Source organism: Psychroserpens sp., from assembly GCF_036960315.1.
Classification (GTDB): Bacteria; Bacteroidota; Bacteroidia; order Flavobacteriales; family Flavobacteriaceae; genus Psychroserpens.
The window spans coordinates 1-16,492 of record NZ_JBALVR010000012.1 but is presented as its reverse complement, the minus strand read 5'-3'; the positions used below and the strand labels follow the sequence as shown (position 1 = coordinate 16,492).

Here is a 16,492-nt window from a genome sequence, read left to right as displayed (position 1 = left end):
AATGAAAAAAGGAAAAGTCATACTCTTGTTTCTATTATTAGCCTTACTGTACATTGTGTATTCACAATTATTTAAACAACCAAAACTAGTAGACGGAAACTTTATTGAATTAAAGGATACGTTCACGCATCATTCTGATGGTGTTTGGGAAGTGAAATTTAGTCCAAATGATTCCCTTTTGGTAAGTGGCGGATTGGAAAACGAAACTAAAATTTGGTCTAGAATTACAGGTGAAGTTATTCATAGCCTGCCTCATGATTACGGAACACCTTCAGTAGATTTTAGTCCAGATGGTTTAACCGTTTGTACAGGGTCTTATGATGGGAAAGTAAGAATTTGGAATGCAAAAACCGGACAACTAATTAGAATTTTAGAAGGACATGAAGGCACATTATGGTCAGTAACTTATAGTCCCAATGGAAACCATATCGCAGCTGGTGGAAATGATGATACAGTTTTAGTATGGAATATAGATACTGGTCAATTAATTTATGAATTTAAAGATGCTGAACATAATATATGGGAAGTCGTGTTTAATCCAACCGGAGAATTATTATTAGCTTCTGGTAGTGATAATGCCATAAGAATATATGATATGAAAACTGGTAAATTGGTAAACACACTTTTGGGTCATTCTATGGTTCCATTAGCAATGGATTTTAGCCCAAATGGCGCATTATTAGCTAGCGGAAGTGATGATAAAACAGTGAAAATATGGGATACCAAAACTTGGGAATTATTGCATACTTTAAAAGGAGAAAACGAAGCATTACATTCTGTAGTATTTATAGATAACAATAGAGTTTTGGCCGGTGGAACAGACAAAAAAATACTTGGCGAGCTATTAGAATATCATTTTGGTTTTACAGGTTATACAAAACCTGTAATTGCTACATTATGGGATGTGAAAAATGAAAAAGTACTACAAACTTTATCAGCACATACCGATGATATTGGAATGGGTTGCGATGTAAGTTCCGATGGTCGCTGGTTAGTGACATCAAGTAAGGATAAAACAGTGAAATTATGGGGTCTTTAAAAGTTGAAAAAATGATAAAAAAAACTCAAGTCTGATTTATGAAGTCGTCATGTTTTTACTTTTGAGCTATCTTTCTATCTAAAAACATAAAATGAAACAGCTTATCTAGATGATTTTAATATTTATAGGAACTTTTTTTCCTTCTTATTCCCAATCTTCTGATGCTAATAATGTAGTAGGTAAAAATGAGACTATTCATTGTCAAATATTGAATGAAGAGAGAAGTATCCAAATATATTTACCAAAAAAATATGAATAGGATAAAGAAAAAAAATATCCAGTATTCTATGTTTTAGATGGTCAAGAATATTTTTCACATGGCAGTCGAAATAAATAATAAGTAGCGGTATATCTTATTGCAACTATTACTCTTTCACTCTAATGGGTTTCAAATGAATACAACCAAAAGCATCTAATAGTTTTATAATCAAATAGGTGATATCGATCTCATACCATTTCACCCCAAAATTGGCACTACTAGCATGCTTATGATGATTATTATGATAGCCTTCACCCATCATTAAAAAATCAAATCGGAAGAGGTTTTTACTTGTGTTTTTCATTGTATAATTGACATACCCATAAATATGGCCAAACCAGTTAATTATCACACCATGAATAGGCGCCATTAAAAACGCAATTGGCAATAATAGCCATTGCCACCAAGCCGTTACAAAGAATGCAAAGAATAAGATATAACCTGTAATCCAAAGCAATCTTGAAAAGCGAGAACTCGCAAATAGATCAAAACCTGTCCATTGCGGAACGTTTTTGGTAAAACGCTGATCAATGTCAATACGCTGTTTATTAATATCTTGATAGATCGTTTTTGTTTTCCACATCATCGCAAACAAATTAGCATCATGAGATGGAGAATGCGGATCCTTCTCAGTATCTGTATATGCATGATGCATACGATGCATAATCCCATATCCATAGGCGCTTAAATAACTTGAGCCTTGAAATATCCAAGTTAGAATAAAGCTAATGCGTTCCATAGTTTTCGACATGGTAAATACCTGATGTGCTGCATAGCGATGCAAAAAGAAAGACTGAAAAAATAAGCCTCCATACCAAAGCACTAATACGAAAATAACGATCACCATAACTTTTTTTTGTAAAGATACTTCGATGTTACATGTGAAACAATGAACCTAAATCAATTAAATACGCTTTCTGATTCGACTTAACGCTTGTGCGGTCACACCAATATAGGAGCTGATGTATTTTAATGGAATCACCTTCAGGAGTTCAGGACGTTCTTTAAACAATTTCACATAACGTTCCTCTGCAGTCAAATTCAATAAATTTTGTTCACGCTTAGATTTTAGCAAAAAGAGCCGTTCTGCAGTCAATCTGCCAATCAAATTTCCAATTTGTGTTGTTTTATAGACCGATTGCAAATCGTCATAAGTGATACTTAAAATGGTCGTTTCTGTAAGTGCTTGTAGTTGATATGCAGAAGGTGTTTGTGTTAAAAACGAATCATAAGCACTAATAAACTGGTCTTTAAAACTAAATCCAAAGGTGATTTCTTTCTCTGGATTTTCTTTCGGAATAAATAAGCGAACAACACCAGATTCAATAAAGGAAATATGATTTTCTATAGCATTGAGCTTTAAAAAAATCGTTTTCTTCGGAATCACACGAGGTTGCAATTTTGATGTAAAAAACTCCCAATCTGATGTAGATATGGTCGCTATTTGATCTAAGTGGTCTTTTATCTGTTGCACATTTTTTAATCCTAGGGATTGAGCTTGCGAAGATAGGAATTCAGATAGGCATATGAGGTAATTAGCATTGATATATTATGTTCCTTTTCATTAGAATAGAACATTCTAAATTCACAAGAAACTATTTGTCCAATTCCCAAGAACAGTATCGCTATCTTTGCCAAAATTATTTTTTATGTCAAACCGTTTTTCCGATTTAGGAATTAATGAACAATTACAACAAAGTTTAACCGATTTACAGATGTCTGTTCCAACAGATATTCAAGAAAAGGCCATTCCAGTTGTTCTAAATCAAAAAGAAGATCTTGTTGTTTTAGCAAAGACAGGAACAGGGAAAACAGCAGCTTTCGGATTGCCTTTACTGCAGTTGATTGCTGTAGAAAAGACCAATGTACAAGGGCTTATATTGGCGCCAACAAGAGAATTAGGACAACAGATTTATAACAATTTAGTAGCATTTGCAGCAGATAGCCCAAACATTTCTATCGCGTCTTTATGTGGTGGTATTCCCATAAAACCTCAAATAGAACGTTTAAAAACCACAACGCATCTGGTTGTAGCAACTCCTGGACGTTTAGTTGATCTAGTTAAACGTGGCGCTATTGATATTAAAAACTTAGAGTATTTAGTATTGGATGAAGCTGATGAAATGGTAAGCGCCTTAAAAGAAGAGGTAGATGTTATTATAAAAGGCATTCCCAAATCTAGAAGAACATTATTGTTTACAGCAACCCTATCTGGGACTATAAAACAATTGGTTCAAAATTATATGTCAAAACATGTGGTGCATCTAGAAGCAGATATGGAAACTCTGGGTCATCAAGGTATCGACCATCAATATGTGGTTGTAGAACCTATAGAAAAGCTAGAGGTATTACTTCATTTTTTAAATTCTAAAGAAGGGCAACGCGGCATTATATTTTGTAAAACTAAAGCTGCTGTTAATAAATTGGCAAAAAAATTAGCAATAAATAAGTTCTCTTCTGGCGCGATACATGGTAGTTTATCCCAAGGTATCCGTGACCGTATTATGGGGCAATTTAGAGAAGGCTATATCGATATTTTAGTCGCTACCGATTTGGCAGCTCGTGGTATTGATGTCAAAGACGTATCATACGTTGTCAATTATCATTTGCCAGACACTTATGATGCCTATGTACATAGAAGTGGACGAACGGCTAGGGCAGGAGCAAAAGGGCTTTCTCTAACCATTTTGCAGAAGGAAGAAGTTGAAGATATTACCGATTTTGAAAATGAATTAGGTCTTGTTTTTAATGAATTTATAAAAGCAGACGCACAAAGCATTGAAGAAAATAATGGTTTATTATGGGCTAAAAAAATATTTAAAGCCAAACCTAATCGTGAAGTCTCTGAAGATTTTAAAGCTAAGATAAAAACGATATTTCATCATTTAACAAAAGAAGAACTCGTCGATAAAATATTAGCAAATTACTTAGCACAAACTAGTACTGAAAACCTAAAATCTGAAGCGTCTAAAAAGACTAAAACGAAATAAATAGTATGGCAAATAGCATTAAAAACCAACAGGATATTTTAACGAAATTGAATATTCAGGCTTTGAACCCCATGCAAGAGGAAGCCATTTCTGTCATTGAAGCAACAACAAATACGATCCTATTATCTCCAACCGGAACTGGAAAAACATTAGCATTTTCATTACCGCTTTTGAAATTTTTAGACCCAGAATCTAAAGAGGTTCAAGCATTAATACTAGTGCCATCACGGGAATTAGCCATTCAAATTGAGCAAGTCATTCGTTCTATGGGATCTGGTTATAAAGTAAATGCTGTTTATGGCGGCAGACCTATGTCTAAAGACAAAATTGAAATTAAACATAATCCTGCTATTTTAATAGGAACACCAGGTAGAATATTAGATCACTTTAATAATGACCGCTTTTCTAAAACGCATATTAAAACGCTCATTTTAGATGAGTTTGATAAGTCTTTAGAAAATGGTTTTGAGCAAGAAATGAAAGCTATTATAAGTCAGTTGCCACATATCAATAAGCGTATTTTAACGTCTGCAACTCAAGCGGTGGATGTTCCTGGTTTTGTGCGATTAGACAAGCCATATACCATCAATTATTTAAAAGAAAAAGTTGCCTCAAGATTAGCTCTTAAAATAGTGTTATCTCCAAGTAAAAATAAATTACCAACACTGTTGGATTTGGTACAGCATATTGGTAATGAACAAGGTATCATTTTCTGTAATTTAAGAGACAGTATCGACCAAGTCAGTTCGTTTTTAGAGCGCAATAAAATTAGTCATGCATGCTTTTCTGGAGGTATGGAACAAAAAGATAGAGAACGGGCTTTAATTAAATTTAGAAACGGAACCTGCCAATTATTGGTTGCAACAGATTTAGCAGCTAGAGGTATAGACATTCCAGAAATGGGGTATATCATCCATTATGAATTACCGCGACATGAAGAAGATTTTATTCATAGAAATGGAAGAACAGCCAGAGTAGATGCAGAAGGAACGGCCTATGTCTTAAAATGGAAAAGCGAACAATTACCTGAATTTATTAAGGATGCAAAAAGCATAAATATTTCTAAGAAAGCACCTCATAAACCACAATACTGGGAAACTTTATTTATATCTGGTGGACGAAAAGATAAAATTTCGAAGGGCGATATCGCAGGATTATTTTTTAAACAAGGCGGAATTAATAAAGATCAATTAGGAACTATTGAGCTCAAACCAGATTGTGCGTTTGTAGCTGTTCCTCTTGCCATTGCTGATGAATTGGTCGGAAAATTAAACAATACCCGATTAAAAAAGAAAAAGGTAAGGGTTACCGTGCTTTAATGATATGAGTGAAAATAATCCAAATCAAGACATAGAATTCTGTATTACAACCCTACAGAATATACTAGATGATTCAAATCAACTTTTTGAATTACCAGAATCTCAAAGAATAGCACTTTTAAAAGTTACTGGTGAATTGTCTAGGCCAAACCGTGATGAATATCAGCGTCGTAGAAAAGATGCAAAAAAGGCGGCAAAGCGTAAGATGATTGCTCGGGACAAACATGCGCGAAAAGAAACCGGAATTAGATCTGCTAGAGAAGCAAGTATTTTTACTGCGCCAAAATTATTAGCACCAATTGAAGCACAAAAAGATACCTCAGAATTAGAATCGCCAAGAAATTGTTATGTATGTAAAGCGGTATATACCAAATTGCACCATTTTTATGACACGATGTGTACAACCTGTGGTGATTTAAATTATGCGAAACGGTTTCAGACAGCAGACTTAACAGGACAGGTTGCCGTAATTACGGGTTCGCGACTAAAAATAGGCTATCATATTACATTAATGTTACTGCGATCGGGAGCAACAGTTATTGCTACCACACGATTTCCTACAGATTCTGCAATTCGGTTTTCTAAAGAAGATGATTATAACCAATGGAGCGATCGTTTACATATTCATGGATTAGATTTACGTCATATACCAAGTGTAGAGATTTTTTGCAATTATATAGAACAGCAATATACACGCTTAGATATTTTAATTAATAATGCAGCTCAAACTGTACGACGACCCTCTGGTTTTTATTTCCATTTAATGGAAAATGAAAAAATGCCCATAGCTCAATTACCAAAGCGCGCTCAGCATTTATTGAAAAGTCATGTGAGTTGTTTACAAGAATTATCAGATTTAAGTATTCCTACTTCAAAGACATCAAAAAATAATGTGTTACCAGTTACATGGCATGGTCCGGAACCAGGAATCGGCTTGCGTTCTTCAGCAGAACTGTCTCAAATCCCATATAGTTTTGATAATTCTTTACAAACGGCAGAAGTTTTCCCTGAAGGACAATTAGACGCAGATTTACAACAAGTCGATTTGCGAAAAACCAATAGTTGGCGCTTAAAACTAGGAGAAATAGAAACGACTGAAATGGTAGAGGTTCAGTTAGTAAATGCTGTAGCTCCATTTGTTTTATGTAATCGCTTATCGCATTTGATGATGAAAGAAAATACCGGTAAGAAGCATATTATTAATGTGTCTGCTATGGAAGGGAAGTTTCATCGATTTAAAAAGGAAGCCCGTCATCCACATACCAATATGGCAAAAGCTGCTTTAAATATGTTAACGCACACGTCGTCTGCAGATTTTGCTAAGTCGGGTATTTATATGAATGCTGTTGATACCGGCTGGGTAACCGATGAAGATCCAGCAGAGTTATCTAAAAAGAAAATAGAAGTTCACGATTTTCAACCACCTTTGGATATTGTAGATGGTGCTGCACGCGTTATGGACCCTTTAATTGATGGTATTAATACGGGGAAACATTGGTGTGGAAAATTCTTAAAAGATTACTTTCCTATTGATTGGTAGAACATAAATTGCATTAAAATTAAAAGCATTGCAAAATATCGTAATTCATTTGATATTTACATGTACTTTTGCGCCTTCAAATAAAATTGATAATGAAGCGCATAAATGAATACAAGAAACTCTTTGGAGTGGAAAACGACATCGAATTAAAGACTTTAAAAAAGAGTTACCGTAATTTGGTTAAAGAATGGCATCCAGATAAATTTCAAAATGGAGACGCTATGCAGGAAGAAGCAGAGATCCATAGCCGAAAAATTATTGATGGCTACCATTTTCTTGTGAGCATGGCACCTGAGACAAAAGTATCAAATTTCGACAGCTATACAGAGACCATTACCAATTCTGGTATTGCAGATTATACTCATAAAGGCTTATTGTTAGAAATTAGCTTTCTTGATGGATCAACTTATGAATACTTTGGCGTCACAAAACAAGTCTATATTAAAATGATCAATAGTGCTAAGCTCAATCGTTTTGCAAAGCGTACCATATTTCCTCATTATACCTATAGAATGTCGAAACGTACAACTTAAAAGTCCATTTAAAAATGGATAATGAACGAAAGGGGCGTGAGGTTACATATTAAATTGATTATCAAATGTTTAACACATTATTTTAGTAACCAACATTAATTTAGCCTACATTTGCAAAGTTAATTATTTAGACAGCTTCTGTTTTTTAATTTCTTACCATCTTAAACAATCCTTATGCTTTCTTCATTTTTTTAATAGACGTGATTCAGTGATAGTAATCTGATACGTTGCAAGGCTTCAATACAATAGGGCATTGGTAATGCATCACGCAAGACTTCCTTTGTTTCCGAAGTAATAAAAATAAAATAAAAAGATAATAGCATCGACAATCCAAAATTTTCAAGAGACATAAATTCCGACTTTTCAAAAACCTTAAGAAGCCGAGTCAATACCTATTTTAAAACCAATAATACAAGTCGAAATGCCAATTCAACAATGGTGGTGAAGACCATTATTATGATAGCCTTGTTCTTTGTGCCATTACTTACACTTGCATCAGGTATGGTGACTGAAGTTTGGCTACTTTTTTTATTGTACATATTAAGCGGATTGGGAATGGCAGGAATTGGTATGGATGTTATGCATGACGCCATTCATGGGTCATATTCAAAAAACAAAAAGATCAACACACTTTTAAGCTATACGTTTAATCTAATAGGTGCTAATGCAACGGTTTGGAAAATACAACACAATGTCTTGCATCATACCTTTACAAATATTGAGCATGCAGATGATGATTTGAATGCGCCATTTTTCTTACGATTCTCCCCACATGCTAAACACTACTGGGTACACCAATTTCAACATATTTATATCTGGTTTTTTTATGGCATATCAACGATATCCTGGATCACCACTAAAGATTTTGTGCGTTTAAAACGGTATAGAGACATGGGATTTTTAAATGAGAAAAATGAATACAAAAAAACACTGATAAGCATGATCGCTTGGAAACTATTTTATTATTCATATGCCTTGGTATTGCCTATGGTTATGCTACCATTTTCGTGGTGGATCATTCTACTGGCCTTTATAAGTATGCACTTTGTTACAGGGCTCTTAGTCAGTATTGTTTTTCAGATAGCTCATATTATGCCAGCGAATGAGTTTCCACTTCCTGATGCAGAAGGACATATGAACGATAATTGGTATGCGCATCAATTTGCTACCACGTCTAATTTTTCACCAAATAGTAAGATTTTATTTTGGCTTATAGGTGGACTAAATTATCAAGTAGAACACCATGTATTGCCAGATGTGTGTCATGTACATTATAAAAACCTAACAAAGATTGTATCAGAAACAGCACAAGAATATGGAATGCCATATCATGTTAAAAAATCATTTATACATGCTATTTGGGATCACACAAAAATGCTTCGCATGTTAGGGAAAAAGGAAATCCTAAGTATTGATAAAGCGGTACTTACAAATTTTTAATTAAAACACAGAACTCATGATAAAAAAATTTATAAATAAATTAATGAATACTAATAAAGTAAACGATATGAAACAAGGTACCGTAAAATTTTTCAATAACTCCAAAGGATTTGGTTTTATAAACATAAAAGATACAGATCAAGATGTCTTTGTGCATTCAACAAACCTCATAGATGAGATTAAAGAAAACGATGAAGTGACATTCGAAGTAGAAGAAGGAGAGAAAGGCTTAAGCGCAGTAAAAGTACGTTTGGCATAAACTACCCAACAAAAAATATAAAAAAACCATCTTCATTGATGGTTTTTTTGTTTCCTGTTGTGAGATACTTAGACCTTCTCAAAGACTAATCGGTAGTGATCCATAACCTCTTTTTCAAAACAAACCTTATTCGGACTTACTTTGAAAATGGCAACCAGGTGTCTGAATTCCTTATCCATAATATATCTAGGGATCAGAGAAAGGTAAAGCCAATATTTTTTTAGATTAAATTTTCTAAATTTCTTCCGCCATTGGGCTATAGTTTCAATATAATCTAACCTTCCGCTACTTTGGGAAATTAGTTTGAAACCAGGTGCCGCACATTGGATAACCATTTCGGGACCATAGGGAAGCCAAGATCCTGGGAATTGTTTTACCATGAGCGCCATAATATAGGCTGTAGATCCTTTTTCAGCATTTACATCTAGCTCCTCAAAATCAATCATATTCTTACTGAAGACCATCGTCTGCATATAAAACCGACCACCAATGGGCAACAGATCATATAGCACTTTAAAAAAATCTTGATAAACTTGCACTTGTTTGCCAGCTTGCCATTCTTCTACCGAACAGAAATGTTCCAATCCACCAATACAGGTAATGGCATCAAAAGTTCCAAAATCTGTTGGTTTGATATAGCGGCAGTCTTTTACAATCACATTATATCCATTCTTTTGACATGCATCGGCCTGCCCTTGAGAAAGCGTCAGACCTATACTTTCAGCGCCTCTGTCATGGGTTACATAACGTGTGAAAGGCGCCCAACCGCAAGCCATATCGAGTACTTTGGAACCTTTAGAAATATTGAGACTATCAGCTATGAATTTATGCTTTGCTTTTTGAGCGTCTTCCAGCGATATCGTGAAATCACCATCGTATTTCGCTCCGCTATAATCTCCTGTTTCTCCCATACTCAAACGAAATATTTCGTCAATCGTAGTATAGGTGAAATCTAAATCTTTTTGTTCTGCCATGTGTGTTGTTCTCTTTTAATTTATGCTTAAAATGGATCTTTTTGTAAGGTAGTAAAAATTGACCATGTGCTATTGGAATAGCCGAAAGAAGTGTATGTGGAATAGAATAATTACAAAATATTTTGGTATTTAAAAAAAAGTATTACCTTTGTAGCCGACTGGTCTAATATATAAATCATGAAGACAGAAACAATAGATAGCATTTTAGAAATAGGGACGGATTTAATTCTTAAAAACGGATATAACAATCTTGGTTTAAATAAGATATTGGAAACCGCCAATATTCCGAAAGGGTCATTCTATTACTATTTTAAGAGTAAAGAAGATTTTGGTGTGCAGGTTATCAAGTTTTATTCTGAAAACTCAATAACATTTTTAAACAGTTATCTAACGGATAGTACAAAAATGCCTAAAGCTAGAATACTATCATTTTTTGAAGACATGAAAAATGTGTATATTAATAAGGGGTATAAGGAAGGTTGTTTATTAGGTAATAGTAGCCTTGAGTTGTCGGATATGTCTGAAGCATTTAGTGATTCGGTTGCAAACGAATTAAACAAATGGCAAGATTGTTTTGAGAAGTGTATTCAAGAAGGACAGGATAATAATACCGTTAAAAAAGATGAAACAGCTAAGGACATGGCTGATTTTGTTTTAACCACTTGGGAAGGTTCTTTATTGCGTATGAAATCTTCGAAAAATACTGAATCAATTACAACATTTATAAAATTTTTAAATAATTATATTTTATAATTTTTTTAGTTATTTGATAGTAGACTGGTCTAATTTAATATTTAAACAAAAACACATGAAAACATTAGAAAACAAAACTGTAGTTATTATTGGAGGAAGCCAAGGAATTGGATTAGAAACCGCCAAAGAAGCCATCGAGAAAGGAGCCAATGTCACCATTGCAAGTAGATCACTTGAAAAACTTGAAAAAGCAAAAAATCATTTAAATGGAAACGTTTCTATCTATCAATTAGACGGAAGTATCGAAGCAGAAGTGAAAACATTTTTTGATACCTTCGAAAAAGTAGATCATTTGGTCGTTTCATCATCTGGAGGTTATGGAGGCTCTATTAAAGAATTAGACATGGAAGCTGCTAAAGCGTTATTTGATTCAAAGCTTTGGGTCCAAATGAATGCTGTAAAGCATGCAAGTCCGAAAATGGGAAAGGGAGATTCAATAACTTTATTTTCTGGGATCGTTAGTAAAAAAGCAATTGTTGGACAAATGCCTTATACAGGAGTTGGAGGAGCTGTAGAATCTTTAGGAAAAATGTTAGCCTTAGAATTAGCGCCAACACGAGTAAATGTTATTGCTCCTGGCTTTATACATACCACGGCTTGGGATGCGTACATGCCAGCTGAGCAACAAAAAGAATTCTTTAATGGTTTTGCTGAAACATTACCGGTAAAACAGATAGGTGTTGCAAGTGATGTGACTAAAGGAGTTATGTTCTTTATAGAAAGTAACTATGTTACTGGAGCAGTTCTTGATATCGATGGAGGACAAAAATTAGTATAGTTAAATAGGGCAGAAGCATTGTTTCTGCCCATTTAATAACAAAATCATGAGAACATTAAACACAACTTAAATAACAAGTAGAATTAAAAACACAAAGAATTATATTTGGAACAGTAAAAGAAGAAATAAAAAAGAAAATCTTATTCGAGCCATAGAACAAATTCATTTATAGACTTTATAAGTGAAACACACAAACGTTTAAAAAAAATTGACTTACCATAAAACGTTGTCATATGACAAGGTTTACATTTTATTTTTACATGAAATTTGCTCCAATATTGAAAACAAAATTCATACTTAAAACACACAAATGATAAAAAATTATCTTTCAGTATTCGTACTACTTTCGGTGTATGCTTGCAATAGCGATGTGAAACTTGCATCAGACAATCAGTCTGCACAAGACCATATTTTAACAAAAACCCAAGCGGATATAGTTTTTGAAATGACAAAAGTATTTCCAAATCAAACACAGGTCTCTATTGCTCTAATTGAAAATGGTGTAGCACAATTCTACGGAATAAAGCGTGTGAATGATACTGTCATTGGCGTCGAAAATAAAGAGAACGTATTCGAGATAGGTTCAATATCAAAAGCATTTACAGGTACATTACTGGCTAATGCCGCTATAAATAACAATTTAGACATAGAGGATCCTATAAATAATTATATTGATTTTTCTCTAAAAAATGATATCAAGATCTCTTTTAAGGCACTTGCAAACCATACTTCTGGACTATCAAGAATGCCTTCAAATTTTGACAGCTATATGGACGATACTGACAATCCGTTTAAAAATTATCATTTAAAGGAGTTAAAAGAATATTTAATGGACGACTTGGAATTATCCAAGAACCCCGGTGAGAAAAATGAATATTCTAATTTGGGAGTGGGTTTATTGGGATACGTTCTTGCTTCTATGGAAAAAACAACTTATCAAAATTTAATAGATGAAGAGATTTTTTCAAAATATAATATGTCAAGCTCTACAACTGATCGATCACAAGTTTCATCAAAATTAGTGCATGGCTTAAACGAAAAAGGAGAAGAGGTTTCCAATTGGGATTTGTCGATATTGGTAGGTGCTGGTGGAATTTTGTCTACAGTTCAAGATTTATCAAAATTTATAATTGCTCAATTCGATGAATCAAATAAAGAATTGGCATTATCTAGAATAAAGACTTTTACAATTAACGAAAAATTTGACGTAGCTTTAGGTTGGCATATTCGTAAAAATGAAGATAAACCTGAATGGTACTGGCATAATGGAGGTACTGGCGGTTATTCTTCTTCATTGGTATTTAACACCGAAACAAAAAACGGTATTGTAATACTCTCCAATGTCACTGCCTATAGCGAAAATATGGGTAATATAGATAGTTTGTGTTTTGAACTCATGAAAACAATTGAAGAAAATTAATAACAAAAACATATGAAAATCAACAATTCGAAAGTACTAATTACCGGAGGAAGTTCTGGTATTGGGAAAGAAACGGCGAAACAGTTTATAGCAAAAGGCGCTAAAGTTGTTATTACTGGAAGAGATAAAAGTAAGCTGAATAAAGTAGCAACAGAAATAGGAGCAATCGCATTACAATTTGATATTAGTGATTTAAAAACAATTCCTCAGAAAGCAGAAGAAGCTATGATACTTTTAGACGGGAAAATAGATACGCTAGTAAATAATGCCGGAATAGGTGTATTTCCTATACTTGGTGAAATCACTGAAGATGATTTATTGAATGTCTATAATACAAATGTATTTGGTTTGGCTTTACTTACACAAGAATTCATCCCAATATTTAAGACACAGAAATCGGGTAACATAATAAACATTGGATCCACGGCTAGTCTAAAAGGCTTTGCAAGAGGCTCTGTATATGCAGCATCAAAATTTGCTGTAAGAGGTATGACTCAATCTTGGCAAGCCGAGTTGCGAAAAGATAACATAAGAGTTTCCTTAGTCAATCCAAGTGAGGTAACAACCGCCTTTGCAGATGCATCTAGAGAAGAACGTGGCGAAGAATCAAACAAATTAGGATCGGAAGATATTGCCAAAACCATCCTTTCAGTGGTTGAAATGAGAGACAAAGGTTTTATTCCTGAAGTCACCGTTTGGGCAACAAATCCATTTTAAATTTAAATATATAACACTGCTCACATTTCTTATGGCATGAATTGGCTGTAATTTAAATGCTAAGATAACGGACAATAAAAACATCAAAATAGCGAAAGAAATGAATCAAGATAAAAACTTTTTAAGAGACGCAATTGACATGGCTAAAACATCAAAAGCAAAAGGAAATTTACCTTATGGATGTATTCTTGTCAACAAGGAAGGAGAAGTCATTTTAAAGGGGGAAAACACAATAAACACAGATCACGATATGCTTGCCCATGCTGAAATCAACATGTTACGCGAAGCTGGCAAAATTTACGATCACACCTATTTGAATTCCTGTACTATTTATACAAGCGATGAACCCTGTCCAATGTGTGCGTCTGCAATTTACTGGACTGGTGTCGGAAAATTGGTCTATGGATTAAGTAAGTCTGAATACTATAAGATCGTTGGGAGAGAAAATCCGAATTGGGTTTTTGAAATGTCTGCTAGAGACGTTTTGTCAAAGGGTGGACGACACGTAAAGGTTGTTGGTCCATTATTAGAAGAAGAAGCTGCAAATCTACATAAACACTGAACTATGAATATCAATGATAAATTAAAGGAAATGGGCCTTGAACTTCCTCAAATTTCTACACCTGGAGGAAACTATGTTTCCGTTAATGTAAGAGGAAATATGGCTTATGTAGCCATCCAATTTCCTATAAAAAACGGCACCTATTTATACCAGGGCAAATTAGGAAATGAAATTACAACTATAGAAGGCTACAATGCTTTGAGATTATGCGCTTTAAACGTATTAGCGCAAGTAGAAAATAAAATTGGATTTGACAATATTATAGGACTCAATAATATAGATGTTTATTTTCAATCAGGTGAAAATTGGGATGAATCACCAGAGGTTGCCGATGGTGCCTCTGATTTATTTGTCAATGTATTAGGAGACAAAGGAACACACTCTAGAGCAATTTTTGGAGTAGATACTTTACCGAGAGATTTTAGTGTTGGTCTTACAACTAGTTTTACCATTAAAGAATAAAACAAATGAAAAATATACTTATAATAAATGCCCATCAAAAGTGGGATGGGATGTCTGAAGGAAAATTGAATGACCTTTTTCAAGATCAAATTGTATCTCATTTTGAAGATAGAAACTTTACAATCAAAACAACCAAAATAGAGAATGGATATGATATAGATAGTGAAGTAGATAAACACGATTGGGCCGATCTTGTTATTACCCAAACTCCTGTATTTTGGTTTAATACACCTTGGATTCATAAAAAATATATCGATGAAGTATTCACGAAAGCCTGGTCTCAACAAAAATTATTAATAAATGATGGTCGATTACTAGAAGATAAATCCAAACAATATGGTTCAGGCGGCATTTCTCAAGAAAAAAAATACATGTTATCTACAACCTGGAACGCTCCGGAAGAAGCTTTTAATAATCCGTCACAAGATTTGTTTGAGGGTAAATCTGCAGATGAAGCGCTTATCAATTTATCTGCAAATTATAAGTTTTGTGGTTTTGAAATTTTAGACGGATTCCATTCTTATAATGTTGTTAAAGAACCTCAGATTGAAAAAGACATCGAAATACTAAGAGCTAGGCTTGATATATTAACTATGAATTAAACTATGAATCAAAAAAGATTGAACATATAGCAATCCATATAATTCGTTTAAAAATGAAGATGATAAATACGTTACCTGTATTTCTTCAATCTCGGATTCCAGTGAAGAATTCCGTAAAGAACGGTTGAATAAGATGGATACCTTAGGTGAAACCTTAGCATAATTTATCTAACGTTGGCCTCATAAAACTTTATTTAGAACACATGAAAGACGACAACAAAATAGAATTAATAAAGACCAGTTGGGAATTACATGATCAAGTAGAAACAGCATACTTAAATCATAAAGCGAAACAAGGTGATAGTGAATGGTTAGAAAAGCAAAGGCTTCTTCTTGCAGACATGGCTTTGCATCTCCTACAAACATCTATGAAACCAGGTGATATAAAATCAGAAAGACTTCGTGATAACCTTCATGCTATTCTTACCATTTCTGATCAGTTTTTACCGAAGGCCGAACTTAAAAAAGCAACCGAAAAATTATATGACAGATAATTAAAAAGAAAAATTTGAGTTGCAGTTTTTCTGAATGCATATCTATTACCGTTTTCGGGGTCTTCATAAATAAGAGTATTTCTATTAAAATGAGTTTAAAATCTACCAAACAGAACCTTTTAGGCTTTCCTTATATCTTTAATACGTACTCATAAAATAAGTATTACATTGCATATGTCTCTTCATTAGTTACCTAATTAACCACAGAAACATATGGAATATATTCTTTTAATTATAATTATAATTTTATTAATCTTACAGAATTCTAAAAATAAAAGAGAAAATAATTTTTCAAATAAACAAATCGATGTTCTTCACGATAAACTAGATACCATCTTAAGGAAACAAAGA

General features: G+C 33.7%; 19 protein-coding genes. 15 read left to right on the top strand and 4 right to left on the bottom strand.

Annotated elements, in window-relative coordinates:
* Window position 1 precedes the first annotated feature (1 nt).
* Window positions 2–1,039 (top strand): WD40 repeat domain-containing protein, encoded by a 1,038-nt coding sequence (locus V7719_RS16460; protein WP_335731042.1) that lies wholly within the window; start codon window positions 2–4, stop codon window positions 1,037–1,039.
* Between the two features lie 365 nt (window positions 1,040–1,404).
* Here the strand turns inward: V7719_RS16460 and V7719_RS16455 are convergent, their stop codons facing one another.
* Entirely contained in the window at window positions 1,405–2,145 is a 741-nt protein-coding gene (locus V7719_RS16455; RefSeq protein WP_335731041.1) for an acyl-CoA desaturase, read from the bottom strand.
* Between the two features lie 57 nt (window positions 2,146–2,202).
* Entirely contained in the window at window positions 2,203–2,772 is a 570-nt protein-coding gene (locus V7719_RS16450) for a Crp/Fnr family transcriptional regulator (protein ID WP_335731040.1), read from the bottom strand.
* Window positions 2,773–2,947: 175 nt separating this feature from the next.
* Here V7719_RS16450 and V7719_RS16445 point away from each other — a divergent pair, with 175 nt between their 5' ends.
* The 4 genes from V7719_RS16445 to V7719_RS16430 all read left to right on the top strand — a co-directional run bounded on the left by V7719_RS16445 (window position 2,948) and on the right by V7719_RS16430 (window position 7,680).
* Window positions 2,948–4,288 (top strand): DEAD/DEAH box helicase, encoded by a 1,341-nt coding sequence (locus V7719_RS16445; protein ID WP_335731039.1) that lies wholly within the window; start codon window positions 2,948–2,950, stop codon window positions 4,286–4,288.
* A gap of 5 nt (window positions 4,289–4,293) precedes the next feature.
* Window positions 4,294–5,607 (top strand): DEAD/DEAH box helicase, encoded by a 1,314-nt coding sequence (locus V7719_RS16440; protein ID WP_335731038.1) that lies wholly within the window; start codon window positions 4,294–4,296, stop codon window positions 5,605–5,607.
* 4 nt (window positions 5,608–5,611) lie between these two features.
* Window positions 5,612–7,147, top strand: coding sequence for an SDR family oxidoreductase (locus tag V7719_RS16435; protein WP_335731037.1), 1,536 nt, complete (start codon window positions 5,612–5,614; stop codon window positions 7,145–7,147).
* A gap of 92 nt (window positions 7,148–7,239) precedes the next feature.
* Entirely contained in the window at window positions 7,240–7,680 is a 441-nt protein-coding gene (locus V7719_RS16430; RefSeq protein WP_335731036.1) for a KTSC domain-containing protein, read from the top strand.
* A 191-nt stretch (window positions 7,681–7,871) separates the two neighbouring features.
* On the opposite strand, the gene V7719_RS16425 is transcribed toward V7719_RS16430, so the two are convergent.
* Window positions 7,872–8,030 (bottom strand): hypothetical protein, encoded by a 159-nt coding sequence (locus V7719_RS16425; protein WP_335731035.1) that lies wholly within the window; start codon window positions 8,028–8,030, stop codon window positions 7,872–7,874.
* Between the two features lie 85 nt (window positions 8,031–8,115).
* Here V7719_RS16425 and V7719_RS16420 point away from each other — a divergent pair, with 85 nt between their 5' ends.
* Entirely contained in the window at window positions 8,116–9,120 is a 1,005-nt protein-coding gene (locus V7719_RS16420; RefSeq protein WP_335731034.1) for a fatty acid desaturase family protein, read from the top strand.
* Window positions 9,121–9,136: 16 nt separating this feature from the next.
* Window positions 9,137–9,379: a cold-shock protein gene (locus tag V7719_RS16415; protein ID WP_335731033.1), complete on the top strand. Its 243-nt coding sequence runs from the start codon at window positions 9,137–9,139 to the stop codon at window positions 9,377–9,379.
* A gap of 68 nt (window positions 9,380–9,447) precedes the next feature.
* Here the strand turns inward: V7719_RS16415 and V7719_RS16410 are convergent, their stop codons facing one another.
* Window positions 9,448–10,353: an SAM-dependent methyltransferase gene (locus V7719_RS16410; RefSeq protein ID WP_335731032.1), complete on the bottom strand. Its 906-nt coding sequence runs from the start codon at window positions 10,351–10,353 to the stop codon at window positions 9,448–9,450.
* A 177-nt stretch (window positions 10,354–10,530) separates the two neighbouring features.
* On the opposite strand from V7719_RS16410, the gene V7719_RS16405 reads away from it, so the two are divergent.
* The 8 genes from V7719_RS16405 to V7719_RS16370 all read left to right on the top strand — a co-directional run bounded on the left by V7719_RS16405 (window position 10,531) and on the right by V7719_RS16370 (window position 16,141).
* A complete protein-coding gene (locus V7719_RS16405; protein WP_335731031.1) occupies window positions 10,531–11,106 on the top strand; it encodes a TetR/AcrR family transcriptional regulator in 576 nt (191 codons plus the stop codon).
* A 55-nt stretch (window positions 11,107–11,161) separates the two neighbouring features.
* Window positions 11,162–11,884 carry an SDR family oxidoreductase gene (locus tag V7719_RS16400; protein WP_335731030.1) on the top strand — a complete coding sequence of 241 codons (723 nt, stop codon included), beginning with the start codon at window positions 11,162–11,164 and terminating at the stop codon, window positions 11,882–11,884.
* A 310-nt stretch (window positions 11,885–12,194) separates the two neighbouring features.
* Window positions 12,195–13,304, top strand: a complete 1,110-nt coding sequence (locus V7719_RS16395) for a serine hydrolase domain-containing protein (protein WP_335731029.1) — start codon at window positions 12,195–12,197, stop codon at window positions 13,302–13,304.
* 12 nt (window positions 13,305–13,316) lie between these two features.
* Entirely contained in the window at window positions 13,317–14,021 is a 705-nt protein-coding gene (locus V7719_RS16390) for an SDR family oxidoreductase (protein ID WP_335731028.1), read from the top strand.
* A gap of 100 nt (window positions 14,022–14,121) precedes the next feature.
* Window positions 14,122–14,583, top strand: a complete 462-nt coding sequence (locus V7719_RS16385; protein WP_335731027.1) for a nucleoside deaminase — start codon at window positions 14,122–14,124, stop codon at window positions 14,581–14,583.
* A 3-nt stretch (window positions 14,584–14,586) separates the two neighbouring features.
* The gene (locus V7719_RS16380; RefSeq protein WP_335731026.1) at window positions 14,587–15,045 is read left to right on the top strand and encodes a RidA family protein; all 459 of its coding nucleotides are present in this window, start codon (window positions 14,587–14,589) and stop codon (window positions 15,043–15,045) included.
* A gap of 5 nt (window positions 15,046–15,050) precedes the next feature.
* The gene (locus tag V7719_RS16375; protein WP_335731025.1) at window positions 15,051–15,647 is read left to right on the top strand and encodes an NAD(P)H-dependent oxidoreductase; all 597 of its coding nucleotides are present in this window, start codon (window positions 15,051–15,053) and stop codon (window positions 15,645–15,647) included.
* A gap of 203 nt (window positions 15,648–15,850) precedes the next feature.
* Window positions 15,851–16,141 carry a hypothetical protein gene (locus V7719_RS16370; RefSeq protein ID WP_335731024.1) on the top strand — a complete coding sequence of 97 codons (291 nt, stop codon included), beginning with the start codon at window positions 15,851–15,853 and terminating at the stop codon, window positions 16,139–16,141.
* The last annotated feature ends 351 nt before the right edge of the window (window positions 16,142–16,492 follow it).